Raw genomic sequence first — 18,007 nt, 5'->3', positions numbered from 1 at the left:
GAGTACACCACCGAGACCGAGGTTCCGCTGGAGGGTGAGTACACCTCCGAGTCGCGGGGGGGGCGGGGCGGCGGCCGGCGCCCGCGGGCCGTGCGCGGCCCGCGGACCGGCCGTCCGGTGCGGCGCGCCCGGTCAGTCGATGCCGCGGAAGATGTGGGTCTCGGTGGGGTCGTCGTCGCAGCCGGCGACTCTGACCGGGACACAGCGGTCCCAGACCTCCAGATTGCGGACTTCCCTGATCCGACCCGGCCGCTCGCCCGGCTTGGGCCGCGGCTGCTTGCGTTGCGCGTTTTCCACTGCCACCACGCACTCCTTCATCAAGGGGACACTTCCGACGCGGTGGCGCCTTTGCACAAACCGGGATGTCAGCCAGGGTTCGTGGCGCTTCCCGCGACGGGCCAAGGGTGTTGGCGTCTCCCAGACGGGTCGTCCGTCGTCCACCAGATTAGCGACCGCGACCGATGCGCGCTCGACATTTACCGGATATGAAGCAAGTCGGGGAGAATGCAGAGATTCCGCCGCGCCTCGCGTACCGGTCACCGCACCGGGCCCGACGGGCTCCGCGGCCCCGCCGGCACCGCCGGAGAGTGCCTTCCGGCCGCTGCCCGCCGTTCACCCGGTTGCCGTACGGAACAGACAACAGGGCCGGCCCCCCTCCCCGCCGTGCGCGGGCCCGCTCCTGCCCCGACCGCGCGCGGGCCGCCCCTATTTCAGGAGCCGCGACATCCGCCGGTCGGCCAGCAGCTTGCCGCCGGTCTGGCAGGTGGGGCAGTACTGGAGCGAGGAGTCGCTGAAGGAGACCTCGCGGACGGTGTCGCCACAGACCGGGCACGGCTCACCGGTACGGCCGTGCACCCGCAGCCCGCTCTTCTTCTCCTTCTTCAGCTGCCCGGCGGCGACGCCCCTGGACCGTTCCACCGCCTCCGTGAGCGTGTCCCGCACGGCGGCGTACAGGCGGGCCGTGTCCTCGGGGCCCAGGCGGGCGGCGGCCTTGAAGGGGGACATGCGGGCCACGTGCAGGATCTCGTCGGAGTACGCGTTGCCGATACCGGCCAGCACGCTCTGGTCCCGCAGGACGCCCTTGATCTGCCGCCGCTCCCCCGTGAGCAGGGCCGCCAGCGACTCCTCCGTGAAGTCCGCCGCGAGCGGGTCGGGGCCGAGCCGGGCAACACCGGGGACCTGCGCGGGGTCGGTCACGCAGTAGACGGCCAGCCGCTTCTGCGTACCGGCTTCGGTGAGGTCGAAGCCGGGCTCCGGACCGGTCCCTTCGGCGCTCAGCCGGACGCGCAGTGCCAGCGGGCCCTTGCCGGGGCGCGGCGGGGCGTCGGGCAGGGCGTCCTGCCAGCGCAGCCAGCCCGCGCGGGCCAAGTGGATCACCAGGTGCAGGCCGCCGGCGGTGAGGTCCAGGAACTTGCCGTGCCGGGCCACCGCCGTGACCGTGCCGCCTTCGAGGGCGGTCAGCGGCGGGTCGTACGTCTTGAGCACGTTGACGGCGGCCGGCTGGGCGCGGAGCAGCACACGGCCGACGGCGTGCCCGTCCAGGAATTCCCGCAGGGCTTCGACTTCCGGCAGTTCGGGCATGGCTCCAGCCTGCACGGTGCGGCGGTCCGGTACATCTCGTGCGCGCCGCGTGCCGGACGGGCGACCGGGGGCCCCAGCGGTGCTAGGGATGGTCTCGTGGACTGGTTCACGGAGAGCGACGGATGGCTGGGGCGGCTGGTGTTCCAGCGGATGCTGGCCGTGCTGTATCTGGTGGCGTTCGTGGCGGCGGCGCGGCAGTTCCGGGCGCTGCTGGGCGAGCGCGGTATGACGCCGGTGCCGGACTTCCTGCGCCGCGCGCCCTTCCGCAAGGCGCCCTCGGTGTTCCACTGGCGCTACTCGGACCGGTTCTTCGCCCTGTGGTCCTGGGCGGGCGCCCTGCTGGCCGCGGCGGTGGCGGCCGGGGCGGCGGACGCGGTGCCGCTGGGTGCGGCGATGGCGATGTGGGCGGTGCTGTGGGCGATGTACCTGTCGATCGTCAACGTCGGACAGACATGGTACAGCTTCGGCTGGGAGTCGCTGCTGCTGGAGACCGGCTTCCTGGCCGTCTTCCTGGGCAACGACGACACGGCGCCGCCGGTGCTGGTGATGTGGCTGCTGCGCTGGCTGCTGTTCCGGGTGGAGTTCGGGGCCGGGCTGATCAAGATGCGGGGCGACCGCTGCTGGCGCGATCTGACCTGTCTGTACTACCACCATGAGACGCAACCGATGCCGGGCCCGCTGAGCTGGTTCTTCCACCGGCTGCCCAAGCCGCTGCACCGGGTCGAGACGGCCGCCAACCACGTGGCGCAACTGGTGCTGCCGGTGCTGCTGTTCACGCCCCGGCCGGTGGCCACCTGGGCGGCGCTGGGCATCGTCGTCACGCAGCTGTGGCTGGTGCTGTCCGGCAACTTCGCCTGGCTGAACTGGCTGACCGTCGCCCTGGCCCTGTCCGCCGTGGACCTCTCCTGGACCGCCGGCGCGCCCGCGTCCGCGTCCGGAGACCTCCCGGTGTGGTTCGCGGTGCTGACCGTGGCCCTCACCGTCTTCGTCGCGTACCGCAGCTACCGTCCGGTACGCAATCTGCTGTCCCGGCGGCAGGTGATGAACACCTCGTTCGACCCGCTGCACCTGGTGAACTCCTACGGGGCGTTCGGCAGCGTCACCCGTGTACGCCGGGAGATCGTGGTCGAGGGCACGGACTCGCCGGTGGCCTCGCCGGACGCGGTGTGGCGGGAGTACGGGTTCCGGGGCAAGCCGGGCGGCGTACGGCGGCTGCCGCGCCAGTTCGCGCCGTACCACCTGCGCCTGGACTGGCTGATGTGGTTCGCGGCGCTCTCGCCCGCCTACGCGCGGAGCTGGTTCGGGCCGTTCGTGGCGCGGCTGCTGGAGAACGACCCGGACACGCTGCGGCTGCTGCGCCACAACCCGTTCCCGGACGCGCCGCCCGCGCTGGTACGGGCCCGGCTGTTCCAGTACCGCTTCACGACGTGGCGGGAACTGCGGGAGACCGGAGCGTGGTGGCACCGTACGGAGCTGCGGGACTTCCTTCCACCGACGAAAGCAGTTCCGCGCGGAAGGCGATGACCATGTCCCGGGCGTGCCGCAGCCCGATCCGTCCGAAGTCGCGTTCCAGCTCGTCCAGTTCGGTGAGTGTCCGGTCCTTCGGACCGCCCAGCCGGGAGCGTGACTTGACCAGTCCGAGGCGGGCGAGGGCGGTGCCGCGCGGCTCGTGCATCTCCTCGAACTCGCGCAGCGCCCCGGCGTAGACCTCGCGGGCCTCGGCGTACCGCCCGGCCCGGAACAGGACGTTGCCGCGCATCTTGTGGTTGTAGGCGAGGGCGCCGGCCAGGTCCATGGTGCGGCAGATCGTCTCGGCCTCGGAGAGCAGGTCCAGGGCGCGCTCGGTGTCGCCCTGGACGGACAGGACGTCGGCCACGCCGCGCAGCGACCAGGCGCGGCCCCGTGCGTCGTCGCCGTCGGCGGCTGTCCGCGCGGACTCCTCGAACAGCTCCAGGGCCTTGGCGTAGTCGCCGGTGTTGCGGTGCATCTGCGCGATGCCGGACATCGCCCACACCATGTGGCGGGCCTCGCCGTGCGCCCGCGCCTGTGCGAGCAGCTGCTCGTGCAGGTCGGCGACGGCGGCGTAGTCGCCCTGTATCCGGCCGGTCTCGGCGAGGCCGGCGAGGCTGTAGCCGTGCGCGAGGCGGTCGCCGCCCTCGTCGGCGAGGGTGACGGCCAGGGCCAGCAGCCGGCGGGCCAGCGCGAGGGTGCCGCACTGGCGGGCGAGCGTGCCGCCGCTCCACAGGGCCCAGGACATCGCGCCGCGGTCACCGGCCGCGCGGGCACTGCGGTAGCTCTCGCGCCAGGCCGTGCGCGCCGCGCCCACCCGCCCCAGGCGCCGGTTGGCCTCGGCGACGGCGAGCGAGGCCCGGGCGCGTTCCAGGTCCGTGCGGGCCTCGCGGCGCGCGCGGCGGGCCGTGGCGAGCACGTCCTCGTAGGAGGAGTTCACGCTCAGGGCCGTGCCCAGTTCGCCTTGGTACTCCGGGGCGAATGCCTTGCCGTACATGAATCCGTGGCCTCCTGATCGTGCATGTGCTTGATCACGAAGCTACGGAAGGAAGGGGGGCCGGCGAATCCCTCCACGGATTGGTCGTGGCGTATGCCTGCGGTCCTACGCGAGGGGGACCTGGTCATCATCGGGGCGTACGGGGCGTCCGGCCTCCGGCCGACCCTCGCCGCGGAGCCGTCCGCCGTCTCAGGGCGCGTCCGCTGTGCCGGAGCCGGTGTCACGGCTCCGGCCGGCCGCCCGCCGTACCAGGGCGGCGGCGACGTTGCGCAGCTTGACGTTGGTGCGCTGCGACAGCGCGACCAGGAGCTGGAAGGCATCGTCGGGCGCGATGCGCCGTTCCACCATGACGATCCCGACGGCCTGGTCGATGGTGGCCCGGGAGCCCTGCGCGGCCTTGAGCTGCGCCACCTCGGTCTCCAGCGCGGCGAGCCGCGCCCGGTCCCGTTCGGCCGCCGCCAGGTGGACGGCGAACCGCCGCTGGGCCGGGCCGTCGTGCGCCGGGGTGTCCGTCCGGTCGTATCCGGTGCACACGGCCTGGACCTCGCGGTGGAACGGGGTGACGTCCTCCACGTGGTGCAGCAGGCCGGTCAGCTTCCTCTCCTGGTCGTACAGGGGCGAGGTGGCCGGGCTCCAGTACCGCTCGTCGAAGCCGGTCGGGCTGTCGGTCCACGGGATGTCGTACTTGTGCACCCGCGCCACGTCCGGCCGGGAGTGGTGCAGCACCCGCCGCAGGGACGCCTGGAGGTTCTCCTTGCCGTCGGACTCCGGGTCGTCCGGGTTCTCGGGGAACGCCTCGAAGAGGTACCGCCCCACCAGCTCGTCGAGGCGGCGCCGGGTCGCGTCCAGGTAGGCGGGGTTGGCGTCGCTGATGACCAGGTCCGTGTCCAGGACCAGCAGCGGCGCGCCGTGCGCCCGGAAGACCTCGGCGAAGTCCGTCGGTCCGGGCGCCGGCCGCGGAGCGGCACCGCCGGTTCTGCTCTCCGGCGCTGACCCGTCCGTCGCGTAGATGCCTGTCACGTTCCCGACCGTACGGCACCGTCGTGCCCGGATCCGGCCGGCGGACGGTGACTCCCGTCTCCCCGCGCCGCCCCGGGTCGCCCGGTCCACGCGGGTGCAGGCCGTCCGCGGCGCCACGGACGGCCTGCCGGTGCCCACCGCTTCCCCCGGCGGTCCGCCCGCCCCCAGCCGGACCGCCGTTCCAGGGAATTCGTCACGGGGAATTCCCGGAAGGGTGGGAAGAAATCACCTCCGGTTCCTGCGCCCGGTCAGCCGGTGCCGGAATTCCGGACGGCGAGCCGCATTCCCGGGTAGATGAGATTCGGGTTCGCGCCGATCACCTGACGGTTCAGACGGTAGAACTCCTGCCAGCCCCAGCCGTAGGCGTACGCGATTCCGCTCACCGTCTCGCCCGGATTGACGACATGCCCCCCGGTGCTGTGCCGCGGCCGGACGGCACGCTGCTTGTACGGCTTGTGCCGGCCGTACCGGCTGCCGTACCGCTGCTCCCCGTGCCGGGGACTGCGCAGCCGTTCGCGGTACCGGCCGGAGCTGTTCGTACGGGACGGGGTGCCGGCGCGCGGCGCCGTCCGGTGCGCCTCGGAGTGCGGCGCGCCGTGCCGCGCGGGGGACGACCGCAGGCCCAGCCGGGCCGAGCAGGCCGGCCACGCGCCCCAGCCCTGGCGGGCCAGCACCCGTTCCGCCACCCGGATCTGCTGGGCCCGGGACGCCCTGGACGCCCGGGAGGCGTACTTACCGCCTCCGAAGGAGCGCCACGTGGAGTGGGCGAACTGCAACCCGCCCGAGAAGCCGTTCCCCGTGTCGGCCCGCCAGTTGCCCCCGCTCTCGCACCCGGCCAGGCGGTCCCACGTGGCACCGCTGCGGGCCTCGGCCGGCCCGTCGGCCGCCACGTTCAACGCGCCGGCCGCCAGCAGGACCGCTGCTGCCGTCGCTCCTCGGGCCCCGCGCCCCCGGACGTCACCGCGTCCGCTCGTTTCCGATCCCTGAGGGAATTCCATCGGCCTGTGCTCCCGTCGCTCACCGCGCGGTTTCCCGGCGGCCATGGGGATGCATGACGTCCCGTGCGAGCCCGCCCTCTCCCGGCTTTTCCGCGGGATGCGTCCCGTGGTTTTCCCGAGTTCCGGCGGTGCGTTTTCCGAGCCGTCATGAATTCGACGAGTAAGAGACAACCACGGCCACCGACGGCACCGGGAGAGCGCGCGGTAGCGCCTCGGTGACGCGGCCTGCCTCCGCACCGCCGGAGTGGGGGCCGACGGCTCCGCATGGCGCCCCCCTCTGCCGGGTAGGGGCGCACCTCCGCAGCCGGAGCGCATGGCCTGCCCGGGCGTATCGAGCGCTTGTCCGAGCCGGGGGTGCCGTCGGAGCGCGTTCGGGGGCTCGCGGCACGCGCGGCGGGGGTCCGCACGCACCGCGCACGGACCCCCCGGGGCAGCGCAACGCCGCCATCCGTACGGAGGGTTTGGGCGGGCGCGGTCGGTCCGTGCGGGTACGGAGTGCGCGGTCGGGTACGGCCGGAGAGCGGCGGCCGCGCCCGGGGCACCGACCGGTACGGCCGGGAGGGCGGCCACCGTGCCGCCCGGCTCACACCGGTACGAGCGTCACCTCGGTCGCCTTCACGCTCACCCAGACCTCGGTGTCCTCGGCCAGGCCGAGCTCCGCCGCGGCCTGCGGGGTGATCTCGCCGACCAGGTCGGGCACCTCCGGCGACCCGACCAGGACCCGCAGCCGGCTGCCGAGCGCGGTGATCTCCCGTACCCGGCCCGGCCAGACGTTGCGCGGGCTGCCGGACGGGCGGATCCGGTGCACGGAGACCGCCTCCGGGCCGATGACCGCCAGCGCGCCGGTGCCCTCGGGCAGCGGGTCAGCGGCCACCAGCCGCCCGGCGCCCGCGAGCCGCAGCCCGTCGCCGGTGGCGGTGCCCGGCCACGCGTTGCGGCCCAGCATCCGCGCCACCCAGGGCGAGCGCGGATGCCGGGTCACCTCGGCGGGAGCGGCGTCCTGGATCGCGTGTCCGTCCTCCAGGACGAGGACGCGGTCGGCGAGCGAGACCGCTTCGACCGGGTCGTGGGTGACCATCAGGCAGACGCCGCCGAAGCCGGCCAGATGGCGGCGCAGGGTGTGCCGGACGTGTGCGCGGGTGCTCTGGTCGAGGGCGGCCAGCGGCTCGTCGAGGAGCAGCAGGCGGGGGCGGGCGGCCAGGGCGCGGGCCAGCGCGACCCGTCCGGCCTGGCCGCCGGAGAGCTGCGCGGGGCGGCGGTGCGCGAGGTGCCCGACGCCGAGCCGGTCCAGCCACCGCTGGGCCTCGCGGCGGGCCTCGGCGCGGCCGGTGCCGTGCGCGCGCAGCCCGTACGCCGTGTTGCCGAGGGCCGTCAGGTGGGGGAAGAGCGCCCCGTCCTGCGGCACCCAGGCGACGCCGCGGCGGTGCGGCGGCAGGGCCGTGACGTCCCGCGCGCCGAGCGTCAGTACGGCGTGCGCCCGCGGCGTGAGCCCGAGCAGGGCGCGCAACAGCGTGGTCTTGCCCGCACCGTTGGGGCCGACGACGGCGACGGTGGTGCCCGGGGCGGCGTCGAGGGTGAGCCGGTTGAAGCCGGTGACGTCCGCGTGCAGCGGCCACCGCCCGGTGCCGGAGCCGTCACCGGGGCCGCCGGGGGCGGTGGGGGCCGCTTCGGCGCGTTCGGCGTACGCGGTGGTGGCGGTGGGCGGGCCCGGCGGGGCGGGTGTGCCGGAGGCGGCGGACGCGCCGGTCATGTGGTCGGGCCACGTGCCGGCGGCATCCGGTGCCGCGTCGCCGTCCGCGTCCGTACGCGTCACCGCGCCGCTCGTGCGCCCCCGGGCCGGGCCGCCCCCGCCCGCCCATCTGCCGCGCAGGGCGACCAGGACGGCCATGGCGACGACGAGCAGCAGGAGGGAGACGGAGGTGGCGGCTTCGGGGCTGTCCTGGAGAAGCAGGTAGACCTGGAGGGGCAGGGTCTGGGTGACGCCCGGCAGGTTGCCCGCGAAGGTGATGGTCGCGCCGAACTCGCCGAGCGCGCGGGCCCAGGTCAGCGCCGCGCCGGCGGCGAGCCCGGGGGCGATCATAGGCAGGGTGACGGTACCGAAGACGCGCAGCGGTCCGGCGCCGAGCGAGGCGGCCGTCTCCTCGTACCGCACATGCAGCCCGGCGAGTGCCCCTTCGAGGCTGATGACCAGGAACGGCATCGACACGAAGGTCGCGGCGACCACCGCGCCCGCCGTGTGGAACGGCAGCTGTACGCCGAACCAGCTCTCCAGCACTCCGCCCAGCAGGCCCCGCCGCCCGAAACCGAGGAGCAGCGCCACCCCACCGACGGTCGGCGGCAGCACCATGGGCAGCAGCACGAGGGAGCGCACCACGGCCTTGCCGGGGAAGTCGACGCGCGCCAGCAGCCAGGCGAGCGGTACGCCGAGCAGCAGGGACAGGCCCAGCGACCACAGGGACACCACCAGGGAGATCCGCAGGGCCTCGGTGACCTCGGCGGAGGTCAGGTGGGTGCCGAGGTCGCTCCAGGACGTACGGGTGAGGATGCCCGCCATGGGCACCAGCAGGAACGCCACCGCCAGGACGGCGGGCAGCGCGAGGGCCAGGGGGGCGCGCAGGCCGCGGTGGTCGTGCTTCATGAGGTGACGGTTCGTGGCACGGTCACGGCTTCTGGAAGCCCGCGTCGCGCAGGATCTTCTGGGCCTGCGCGCCGCCGAGCCACTTCACGAACGCGTCGGCCTCCTTGGCGTGCTCCGAGACCTTGAGCGTGGCGGCCGGGTACTCGGCGATCGCGTTCTGCTCGTCGGGCACCTGGACGGCGTCGACCTTGTCGGGCGCGGTCATCGCGTCGGTGGCGTACACGATGCCGGCGTCCGCCTCGCCCAGTTCGACCTTGCTCAGGACGCCGCGCACGTCCTGCTCCTGGGAGACCGGCTGCACCGTGATGCCCTGCCGGTCCAGGACCTTCTTGCTGTAGCGGCCGACGGGGACGGCGGGCGCGGCGAGCACCACCTTCAGCTTGTGGGTGGAGGCCAGGTCCGCGAGGCCCGTGATGTGCTGGGGGTTGCCGTCGGCGGTGGCGATGACCAGGCGGTTCTTGGCGATGATCTGCGGCTTGCCGGTCTTGCCGTGCAGCCCGTCCATGGTCCGGGTGTCGGCCGTGACCAGGGCGTCGGCGGGGAAGTCCTGGTTGACCTGGGCCGCGAGCTGCTGGGAGCCGGCGAAGGAGAAGGTGACCGTGACGTCGGGGTGTTCCTTGTGGTACGCGTCGGCGGCCTTGGCGAAGACGTCGGTCAGCGACGCGGCGGCCAGGACCTTGAGCGTGGTCCCGCGCTGCGCGGCGGACGAGTCGTCACCGCTGCCGCAGGCGGCGGCGAGCGGGGTGAGGACGGCGACGGTCAGGGCCGCGGCGACGGCGCGGCGACGGGTGACGCCGGAGGTGCGGGGCATCAGGATCGGCTCCTTGGGGACGCGAGCGGGGTGCGACACGCGTCAGGCGCGGTCGACATGGACGTTGGTCGACTTCACGCGGGCGGTGGCCCGCACGCCGACCTCCAGTCCGAGTTCCTCCACCGCTTCCCGGGTGAGGAGGGAGACCAGCCGGTGCGGGCCGGCCTGGATCTCCACCTGCGCCGCCACGTCGCCCAGCTTGATCGCCGTGACGATGCCGGGGAAGGCGTTGCGGACCGAGGTCCGGGAGGTGTCCTCCTCCGTGGTGCCGTTCTTGGCGAGTTCGGTGGAGAACGCGGCCAGGTCGCGGCCGTCGATCAGCCGGCGGCCGGTCTCGTCCCGGTGGGTGGGGATCCTGCCGGCGTCGGCCCAGCGGCGGGCCGTGTCGGGGCTGACGCCGAGCAGGCGGGCGGCCTGGCCGATCGTGTAGGACTGCATGTGCGGCACCGTAGGGCAGATACTGTCTCATCTGCAATTACTCCGTGGGATAGCACCTCGCAGGTGCCAGGCGCATTGGAGGATGCGACAAGTGAGGCCGTGGAGCGGCTGACCGGCACCGCGGCGCGCCGGGCGCGTGGCGCGGGGGCGCGGACCGGACATACCAGGGGGCGGAGCGTCGGCCGGGTGGGGGAAGCCGTACTCTTTTCGGAGGGATTCGGGAGGGCGTGGCGTAACACGGAGGGAGCGCGAACCGATGGGTACTCCTACTTCTTCAACCCGTTCCGCGGTCCGCGGCCGGTCGATCATGAGGAGACTGCGGCCGGAGGCCGCGCGCGGCGACGTGCCGCCGGTGCACGAGCGCCCCGTCCTGCACACGGTCCCGCACCCCTCCCCGGACCGCCCCCTCCCGCTGCGCCTGGCCGATCTCGCCGTCGCGGCCTGTACGGCGCAGACGGTGCTGGCCCCGAAGCCGGACCCGCTCGCACTGCACGCCGCCGAGCTGCTGCACGCCCCCTTCGCCTCCATGGCCGAGGCCGCCATGGGCCGGCCGCTGGACCGGCGGCTGCGCGAACAGCTCGGGCGACTGGGGCGAGCGGGTGAGCAGCGCGCCCTCCAGGCGGGTGCGGGCGCGCCCGGCAAGCGCGGCGCCCTGTGGTCCGTGGGGCTGCTGGTGGCCGGCGCCGCCGCCACGAACTGCCGCTCGGACGTGGAGACCTGTGAGGCGGCGGCCACCCTGGCCCGCCTGCCGGACGGCGGTGCCCCGGCGGCCAGCCGGTCGCCCGGCGGCCGGGCCCGGCAGTACTACGGCGTGCCCGGCGCCGTCGGCCAGGCCCGCTCCGGCTTCCCGAACGTGCTGGGCGTGGCGCTGCCCGCGCTGCGCCAGTCGCGCGCGGCCGGCGCCTCCGAGGTGACGGCCCGTATGGACGCGCTGCTCGCGCTGCTGTCCACGCTCGACGACACGACGCTGCTGCAGCGCGGCGGCTCGCAGGGTCTGTTGTCGGTGCAGATGGACGCGCGTGACGTGCTGTCGTCGGGCGGGTTCGGCACCCCGCGCGGGCGCAAGGCGTTCGTCCGGCTGGACGCGCGGATGACCCGTAACGGACTCACGGCGGGCGGCAGCGCGGCGCTGCTGTCGGCGACCCTCTTCCTGGACTTCCTCTTCGAGGGCCGCTGAGGTCCGTAGCCGGAGGCGGTGCCTCAGGCCGCGCCGCCGGGCATCGCCGGAAGTGTTCCCTCAGGCCGCGCCGCCGGGCGTCACGTACTGCCGTAGCAGCTCGCGCAGTTCGGCCTCGAAGGCGTCGTAGCGGTGGCGCAGTGCGACGCCCGGCCAGTCGGCGGGCAGCAGGGCGTCCGGCAGCAGCGGGTCCGCGAGGAGGTGCCGCAGCGCGGCGGCCGAGACGGTGAAGCGGCCGGCCGGTGACGCGGCGCCGGACAGCGCGGCGAGCAGGGCGCGGGCCCGTGCCGCCCAGCCGTCCAGGTCCCACAGCCCGCGCGCCAGCTCCGCCGGGTCGCCCTCGGGGGCGCCGGTGAGCAGGGTGCACTGGCGGGCGACCACGTCCGGGCGGGCGCGTTCCAGGTTGGCGGGGCGCAGCCAGGTGCCTTCGCGCAGTTCGGCGAGGCGCAGTTCCGCCATGGCCTGGCGCAGCGCGGTCCGTTCGGCGGCCGGGCGGGCTTCGGCGGTGACCACGGCGATCTCCCAGCCGCCGGCCCAGGGCCGGGTGCGCGGCGTGCGGCTCTCGTCCTGGCGCGCCTGGCGTTCCAGCAGCCGCGCGGTGAGCCCGTACGCGCCGTCGTCCTGCCGGAGATCGCCCGCGGCGACCATCCGGGACAGTGCGACGCGGACGGTGCCCTCGGCGATGCCGAAGAGTTCGCCGACGCGCACCAGGGCGCGCGCCGGGAGGCGGGGCGGGTGGTGGCCCAGGAGGGTGCTGAGCACGATGGAGCGGGCGGTGAGCGGCCGCAGGCCGAGGTGGCGCGCGGTATCGAGATCCGTCACCGGGACAGGCCGCCCGGCGCCGTCCCGTCCCGCTCCGCGGCGGCCGTGCCGTTCTTCGCCGCCGCTTCCGTCGCCTTCTCCAGCTTGTCCTTGCTGTCCGGGTTGTCCAGTTCCCAGCCGAGGAAGGAGAACAGCACGATCCCGATGCCGCCGCAGACGATCGCGCAGTCGGCGAGGTTCATGACGCTGAAGCCGCGGATGTGGATGAAGTCGACCACCGCGCCCCGGAAGTCGCCGGGGGTGCGGAAGAGGCGGTCGGTCAGGTTGCCCAGCCCGCCGCCCAGCAGCAGGCCCAGCGCGATCGCCCAGGGGACGCTGTAGAGCTTGCGGGCCAGCCGGAAGATCACCACTGTGACGGCCACCGCGATGACCGTGAACAGGATGGTCGTCGCCTCGCCGATGCCGAACGCGGCGCCGGAGTTGCGCAGCACCGTCAGTTCCAGCCAGTCGCCGAGCACCTTGACGGAGCGGCGGTTCTCCAGCTCCGCGACCACGGCCAGCTTGCTGCCCAGGTCGAGCAGGTAGGCGGCGCCGGCCACCGCCAGGAGCAGCGGCACCCGCCGGCTGCCCCTGGCCCCCTCCGCGCGGTCCGCACCGCTCTCCCCGGTGGTCCGGCCCGGATTCGTCACGTGGAAGTCCCCTCGAAGTCGTCGATCGCCCTCCACCTTAAGCGGGCCGGGCGCCGCGGCCGCCCCCGGTGAGCACGGCCCTGCCCGCCCTGGCACCCCACCGCCCCAGCCCGCCATTACACTCTTCCCACGCCTGACCGGTTTCTGTAACGTCATCGGTATGACCGTCACCCATGAAGTCGTGAATCAGGCGCCGCCGCTGACCGGATTCAGTACGGCGGACGATCCGGCCCTGCTGGAGGCGCTGCGCCGCGCGGACGCCGGGTGGGGCGTACCGGAGGTGCTGGAGCTGGGCGCGCTCGCCGGGACGGAAGCGGTGCGGGAGCAGGCCCGGATGGCCGAGGAGCAGCCGCCGCGGCTGCGCACCCACGACCGCTTCGGGCACCGCATCGACGAGGTGGAGTTCCACCCCGCCTGGCACCAGCTGATGACCGTCGCGGTGGAACGCGGGCTGCACGCCGCGCCGTGGGCCGAGGCCCGGCCCGGCGCCCACCTCGTGCGCGCGGCCAAGTTCCACGTCTGGTCGCAGGCCGAGCCGGGGCACGGCTGCCCCGTCTCCATGACGTACGCCGCCGTCCCCGCCCTGCGCGCGGCGCCGGACCTGGCGGCGCAGTACGAACCGCTGCTGGCGGCCCGTACGTACGACTACGGGCTGCGGCCCCCGCTGACCAAGGCGGGCCTGATCGCGGGCATGTCGATGACGGAGAAGCAGGGCGGCTCCGACGTGCGGGCCAACACGACCCGGGCGGTGCCGGCGGGCGACGGCACGTACCGCATCACCGGGCACAAGTGGTTCACCTCGGCGCCGATGAGCGACGTGTTCCTGACGCTGGCGCGGACGGCCGAGGGGATGAGCTGCTTCCTGCTGCCGCGCGTGCTGCCCGACGGCACCCGCAACGCGATGCGGCTGATGCGCCTGAAGGACAAGCTGGGCAACCGCTCCAACGCGTCCTCCGAGATCGAGTACGACCAGGCGGTGGCCTGGCCGGTCGGCGAGCCGGGGCGCGGCGTGCGGACCATCGTCGAGATGGTGAACATGACGCGGCTGGACTGCGTGATCGGCACCGCGGCGGGCATGCGCGCCGGGCTGCGGCTGGCGCTGCACCACACCGCGCACCGTCACGCGTTCGGTCGCGCGCTGTCCGAACAGCCGCTCATGCGGGCGGTGCTGGCGGACCTGGCGATCGAGTCGGAGGCGGCGACGACGCTGGCGATGCGGCTGGCGACCGCCGTGGACCGGGCCCAGGGCGGGGACGCGGAAGAAGCCGCGCTGCGCCGGCTGGGGCTGGCCGTCGGCAAGTACTGGGTGTGCAAGCGGGGCAGCGCGCACGCGGCGGAGGCGCTGGAGTGCCTGGGCGGCAACGGGTACGTGGAGGAGTCGGGCATGCCGCGGCTCTACCGGGAGGCGCCGCTGCTGTCGATCTGGGAGGGCTCCGGCAACGTCGCCGCGCTGGACGTCCTGCGCGCCCTCGGCAAGGAACCGGCCGCGCTGGACGCGTACTTCGCCGAGGTGGACGCGGCGGCGGGCGCCGACCGGCGGCTGGACACCGCCGTCGCGGGCCTCCGCAAGATGCTCGGCGCGCTCGGCGACCCGGACCAGGCGCAGCGCGCCGCCCGGACCCTTGCGGAGCGGATGGCGCTCGCGTTCCAGGGCGCGCTGCTCGTCCGGTACAGCCACCCGGCGGTGGCGGACGCGTTCTGCGCCTCGCGGCTCGACGGGGAGTGGGGGAACGCCTTCGGGACGCTGCCCGCGACGGCCGACCTGACGGCGATCCTGGAGCGGGCCCGGCCCGTACTGCCCCCGGAGGCCACCGGATGACCGGCGGGGGCCCGGACGGCGGGCCGGCGCGCCGCACGGTGCGCGTCGAGCGGGCCGGCCCGGTGACCACCGTCGTCCTCGCCCGGCCCGAGGCACGCAACGCCGTGGACGGCGCCACGGCGCGCCAACTGGCCGACGCGTTCCGCGCCTTCGCGGCGGACGACGACGCGCGCGTCGCGGTCCTGTGGGGCGAGGGCGGCACGTTCTGCGCGGGGGCCGACCTCAAGGCGGTCGGCACCGAGCGCGGCAACCGGGTCGCGGCGGACGGCGACGGGCCGATGGGCCCCACCCGGATGCGGCTGGACAAGCCGGTGATCGCGGCGGTCGCCGGGCACGCGGTGGCGGGCGGCCTGGAGCTGGCCCTCTGGTGCGACCTGCGGATCGCCGAGGAGGACGCGGTCTTCGGGGTGTTCTGCCGCCGCTGGGGCGTGCCGCTGATCGACGGCGGTACGGTACGGCTGCCCCGTGTCGTCGGCACCGGCCGGGCCCTGGACATGGTGCTGACCGGGCGGCCGGTCGGCGCGGCCGAAGCACTGGGGACGGGCCTGGCCAACCGGGTGGTGCCGCCCGGCCGGGCCCGCGCGGAGGCCGAGGAACTGGCCGCCGCGATCGCCCGCTTCCCACAGGCGTGCCTGCGCAGCGACCGCGCTTCCGTCCTGGACCAGGAGGGCCTGCCGGAGGACGCCGCCATGGCCGCGGAACTGCGCCACGGACAGGGCGTACTGGCGGACGCGCTGCGGGGCGCCGCACGGTTCGCCGCGGGGGCGGGGCGGCACGGACACGTGGCGGAATAGGGGGCGCGCTCACCCGGCGGGCGTCGCCATCGGTGCCGTACGGGGAAACGCCCGGCGGTAGTCGGACGGCGCCACCCCGACGCGCTTGAGGAAGTGGTGGCGCAGGTTGTTCGCCGTGCCGAGACCGCTCAGTTCGCCGATCTTCTCGACCGGCAGGTCCGTCGACTCCAGCAGGCTCTGGGCGCGCGCCAGCCGCTGGTCGAGGAGCCACTGGAGCGGGGTGGTGCCGGTGGCCGCCTGGAGGCGCCGGTAGAAGGTGCGCGGGCTGAGTGCGGCGCGCTCCGCGAGGTCCTCGACCGTCAGCGGCTGGTCGAGGTGGGCGCGCGCCCAGGCCAGGACGGGCGCCAGCCCCTCGTCGTCGGCGGCGGGCACCGACAGGTCGATGAACTGCGCCTGGCCGCCGGGCCGGTGGGCGGGTACGACCATCCGGCGGGCCAGCTGGTTGGCGACGTGCGCGCCCAGGTCGCGCCGTACCAGGTGGAGGCAGAGGTCCAGGCCCGCCGTCAGGCCGGCGCTGGTGAGCACGTCACCGTCGTCGACGTACAGCACCGAGTCGTCGACCCGCACCTTCGGGTAGCGCTCGGCGAGCTGGGCGGTGTGCATCCAGTGGGCGGTGGCGCGGCGGCCGTCGAGCAGTCCGGCCTCGGCCAGCGCGAAGGCGCCGGTGCACAGGGACACCATGCGGGCACCGGCGTCGTGGGCGCGGCGCAGCGCCTCGACCAGGGCGGGCTGCACGGGCCTGCCGTCCTCGACGCAGGCGTCGGGTACGGAGGGGACGACGACGGTGTCCGCGCCGACGAGGTCGTCCAGCCCGTACGGCGTACGCAGCGCCAGCCCGGCCGCGCCGCTCCCGCCCTCCTCACCGGCCCCGCCCTCGCCGCCGCCCCGCTCCCCCGTACCGCACAGCCGCAGGTCGTACCACGGCTCGGCGAGGTCGGGCTGCGGCTTGCCGAAGACCGTGCAGGGGATGCTCAGTTCGTACAGGTCCCAGGACGGAACCCCGATCTCCTCGGTCACGACGACCGCGACGGAACCAGCGCTCATCCCCGCAGGATAGGGCCGCGGAGAACCTGGCAGGAATTTGGTGCCGACCGTCACCACTGTCACTGGTTCCGGCCGCCGGGCGCTGCGAGCGTGGCCGTACGTGATCAACACCGCCGGCACCGACATCCGCCGGCGGATCTGCGAGGAGACGTACATGCGAACTGAACGCGCGGCCGTGACGGTGCTCGGGCTGGGATCGATGGGGTCGGCGCTGGCGGCCGCGCTGCTGGCGAAGGGCCACCCGACCACGGTGTGGAACCGCTCGGCGCACAAGGCCGAGGCACTGGCGGAGCGCGGCGCCGCGGTGGCGGCGACGCCCGCCGAGGCGGTCGCGGCCGGCCCGCTCGTCCTCGCCTGCGTACTGGACCACCCGGCGCTGCACACCGTCCTGGACCCGGTGGCGGGCTCGCTGGCGGGCAAGACCTTGGTCAACCTCACCTCGGGATCGCCCGAGCAGGCCGTGGAGGCCGCCGCGTGGGCCCGCTCGCACGGCGCGGGCTACCTGGACGGCGCGATCATGACCACGCCCCCGGGCGTCGGCAGCCCGGAGGTGATGTTCCTCTACAGCGGCGCGCGCGAGGCGTTCGACACCCACCGCGCCACCCTCACGGCCCTCGGTGACCCGCTGCACCTGGGCACCGACCCCGGCCTGGCGTCCTTGTACGACGCGGGGCTGCTCGGCCTGATGTGGGCCACGCTGACCGGCTGGCTGCACGGCACCGCGCTGGTCGGCACGGAAGGCACCCCGGCCACCGCCTTCACCCCGGTCGCGATCCGCTGGCTGCACACGGTGCACACCTTCCTGGCCACGTACGCGCCCCAGGTGGACGCCGGCCACTACCCGGGGGACGACGCCACCGTGGACGTCCAGATCGCCGCGATCGACCACCTCCTCCACGCCGCCGCGGCGCGCGGCATCGACAACGCGCTGCCCGAACTGCTGAAGGCCACCATGGAACGGGCCCGCGACGCCGGCCACGGGGCCGGCAGCTACGCGAGCGTCATCGAGGTCCTCAAGGGCGCGGTGGGCGCGGCTGACTCGGCGGGCGCGACCAGCACGGCGGCGGGCGCCCGATGACCACGACCACCACCCCACCCGCCCCGACGCCGCCCGCCACCCCCTTCACCCCGGCGCCGCCCGCCGCTGCCTGGCCCGGCCTGCTGGCCGCCGCCACCGACTCCTGCCTGGACGCCCTTCTCGAAGGAGCGGACCAGGCCTGGTCGCGCCCCGCGCACGGCCTCGAATGGAGCTGCCGGAAGACCCTCGACCACCTCGCCCTCGGCCTGACCGGATACGCGGGCCTGCTGATCGCCCGCCCCACCGACCGCTACATCACCCTCTTCGCCTCCCTCGATCCCGAGGCCCCGATTCCGGCCTGCCTGGAGGGGCTACGGATCGCGGCCCGCCTGCTCGGGGCGACCGTCCGTGACACACCGGCCGACGTCCGCGCCTGGCACCCCTGGGGGCACGCGGACGCCGCCGGCTTCGCCGCCATGGGCGTCACGGAGCTGCTGCTGCACACGTACGACCTCACCCGCGCGCTCGGCGTGACCTGGGCACCGGACGACGACCTGTGCCGCGCCGTCCTGTCCCGCCTCTTCCCCGACGCCCCGGCCGCCCCGCCCGGGCACGGGCCGTTCGACCTCCTCCTCCAGCGCACCGGCCGGGCCGCCCTGCCCGGACTGCCGCGGCGTACGGAGTGGCAGTGGGACGGCTCGGTGCGCTGAGC

The 18,007-nt window shown here is 74.7% G+C and carries 17 protein-coding genes; 6 read left to right on the top strand and 11 right to left on the bottom strand.

From position 1 onward, the window contains the following. Positions 1 to 132: 132 nt before the first annotated feature. Together AB0L45_RS18235 and AB0L45_RS18230 are read right to left on the bottom strand one after the other, a co-directional pair. Entirely contained in the window at positions 133 to 303 is a 171-nt protein-coding gene (locus AB0L45_RS18235; RefSeq protein ID WP_365840958.1) for a hypothetical protein, read from the bottom strand. Positions 304 to 705: 402 nt separating this feature from the next. Continuing rightward, complete coding sequence (locus AB0L45_RS18230; RefSeq protein WP_365840956.1) at positions 706 to 1,581, bottom strand: DNA-formamidopyrimidine glycosylase family protein; 876 nt, start codon at positions 1,579 to 1,581, stop codon at positions 706 to 708. Between the two features lie 96 nt (positions 1,582 to 1,677). Between AB0L45_RS18230 and AB0L45_RS18225 the strand changes: the two genes are divergently transcribed. Next, positions 1,678 to 3,105 carry a lipase maturation factor family protein gene (locus AB0L45_RS18225; protein WP_365840955.1) on the top strand — a complete coding sequence of 476 codons (1,428 nt, stop codon included), beginning with the start codon at positions 1,678 to 1,680 and terminating at the stop codon, positions 3,103 to 3,105. Here the strand turns inward: AB0L45_RS18225 and AB0L45_RS18220 are convergent. From AB0L45_RS18220 to AB0L45_RS18195, 6 genes are all read right to left on the bottom strand, one after another. Next, positions 3,002 to 4,087, bottom strand: a complete 1,086-nt coding sequence (locus AB0L45_RS18220; protein ID WP_365840953.1) for a tetratricopeptide repeat protein — start codon at positions 4,085 to 4,087, stop codon at positions 3,002 to 3,004. The genes AB0L45_RS18225 and AB0L45_RS18220 overlap by 104 nt on opposite strands. 189 nt (positions 4,088 to 4,276) lie before the next feature. Then, positions 4,277 to 5,107, bottom strand: coding sequence for an ANTAR domain-containing protein (locus tag AB0L45_RS18215; protein WP_365840951.1), 831 nt, complete (start codon positions 5,105 to 5,107; stop codon positions 4,277 to 4,279). A gap of 248 nt (positions 5,108 to 5,355) precedes the next feature. Further along, positions 5,356 to 6,105: a transglycosylase family protein gene (locus AB0L45_RS18210; RefSeq protein ID WP_365840950.1), complete on the bottom strand. Its 750-nt coding sequence runs from the start codon at positions 6,103 to 6,105 to the stop codon at positions 5,356 to 5,358. 583 nt (positions 6,106 to 6,688) lie between these two features. Beyond that, complete coding sequence (locus AB0L45_RS18205; protein WP_365840948.1) at positions 6,689 to 8,743, bottom strand: ABC transporter permease; 2,055 nt, start codon at positions 8,741 to 8,743, stop codon at positions 6,689 to 6,691. A gap of 22 nt (positions 8,744 to 8,765) precedes the next feature. Continuing rightward, positions 8,766 to 9,554, bottom strand: coding sequence for a molybdate ABC transporter substrate-binding protein (modA, locus tag AB0L45_RS18200; protein WP_365840946.1), 789 nt, complete (start codon positions 9,552 to 9,554; stop codon positions 8,766 to 8,768). A gap of 42 nt (positions 9,555 to 9,596) precedes the next feature. Further along, positions 9,597 to 9,992 (bottom strand): helix-turn-helix transcriptional regulator, encoded by a 396-nt coding sequence (locus AB0L45_RS18195; protein ID WP_365840944.1) that lies wholly within the window; start codon positions 9,990 to 9,992, stop codon positions 9,597 to 9,599. A 307-nt stretch (positions 9,993 to 10,299) separates the two neighbouring features. On the opposite strand from AB0L45_RS18195, the gene AB0L45_RS18190 reads away from it, so the two are divergent. After that, positions 10,300 to 11,169: a triphosphoribosyl-dephospho-CoA synthase gene (locus tag AB0L45_RS18190; protein WP_365840942.1), complete on the top strand. Its 870-nt coding sequence runs from the start codon at positions 10,300 to 10,302 to the stop codon at positions 11,167 to 11,169. A 60-nt stretch (positions 11,170 to 11,229) separates the two neighbouring features. Here AB0L45_RS18190 and AB0L45_RS18185 read toward each other — a convergent pair whose 3' ends face one another. Both AB0L45_RS18185 and lspA read right to left on the bottom strand, forming a co-directional pair. Further along, positions 11,230 to 11,991: a PaaX family transcriptional regulator C-terminal domain-containing protein gene (locus AB0L45_RS18185; RefSeq protein ID WP_365840940.1), complete on the bottom strand. Its 762-nt coding sequence runs from the start codon at positions 11,989 to 11,991 to the stop codon at positions 11,230 to 11,232. Next, positions 11,988 to 12,620: a signal peptidase II gene (lspA, locus tag AB0L45_RS18180; protein WP_365840938.1), complete on the bottom strand. Its 633-nt coding sequence runs from the start codon at positions 12,618 to 12,620 to the stop codon at positions 11,988 to 11,990. Before lspA ends, AB0L45_RS18185 begins: the two co-directional genes overlap by 4 nt. 160 nt (positions 12,621 to 12,780) lie before the next feature. Between lspA and AB0L45_RS18175 the strand changes: the two genes are divergently transcribed. Both AB0L45_RS18175 and AB0L45_RS18170 read left to right on the top strand, forming a co-directional pair. Then, positions 12,781 to 14,439 (top strand): acyl-CoA dehydrogenase family protein, encoded by a 1,659-nt coding sequence (locus AB0L45_RS18175; protein ID WP_365840936.1) that lies wholly within the window; start codon positions 12,781 to 12,783, stop codon positions 14,437 to 14,439. Next, positions 14,436 to 15,233 (top strand): crotonase/enoyl-CoA hydratase family protein, encoded by a 798-nt coding sequence (locus tag AB0L45_RS18170; protein WP_365840935.1) that lies wholly within the window; start codon positions 14,436 to 14,438, stop codon positions 15,231 to 15,233. The genes AB0L45_RS18175 and AB0L45_RS18170 overlap by 4 nt, the downstream gene beginning before the upstream one ends. A 9-nt stretch (positions 15,234 to 15,242) precedes the next feature. Here the strand turns inward: AB0L45_RS18170 and AB0L45_RS18165 are convergent, their stop codons facing one another. Then, complete coding sequence (locus AB0L45_RS18165) at positions 15,243 to 16,277, bottom strand: helix-turn-helix domain-containing protein (protein ID WP_365840933.1); 1,035 nt, start codon at positions 16,275 to 16,277, stop codon at positions 15,243 to 15,245. A 154-nt stretch (positions 16,278 to 16,431) separates the two neighbouring features. Here AB0L45_RS18165 and AB0L45_RS18160 point away from each other — a divergent pair, with 154 nt between their 5' ends. Further along, positions 16,432 to 17,355: an NAD(P)-binding domain-containing protein gene (locus AB0L45_RS18160; protein WP_365840931.1), complete on the top strand. Its 924-nt coding sequence runs from the start codon at positions 16,432 to 16,434 to the stop codon at positions 17,353 to 17,355. Further along, complete coding sequence (locus AB0L45_RS18155) at positions 17,352 to 18,005, top strand: maleylpyruvate isomerase N-terminal domain-containing protein (protein ID WP_365840929.1); 654 nt, start codon at positions 17,352 to 17,354, stop codon at positions 18,003 to 18,005. Before AB0L45_RS18160 ends, AB0L45_RS18155 begins: the two co-directional genes overlap by 4 nt. Positions 18,006 to 18,007: the final 2 nt, after the last annotated feature.

Source organism: Streptomyces sp. NPDC052496 (genome assembly GCF_040679095.1).
Taxonomy (GTDB): Bacteria; Actinomycetota; Actinomycetes; order Streptomycetales; family Streptomycetaceae; genus Streptomyces.
Note: the sequence above shows the minus strand (reverse complement) of the source record. Positions and strands in the feature narration are given on the sequence as shown.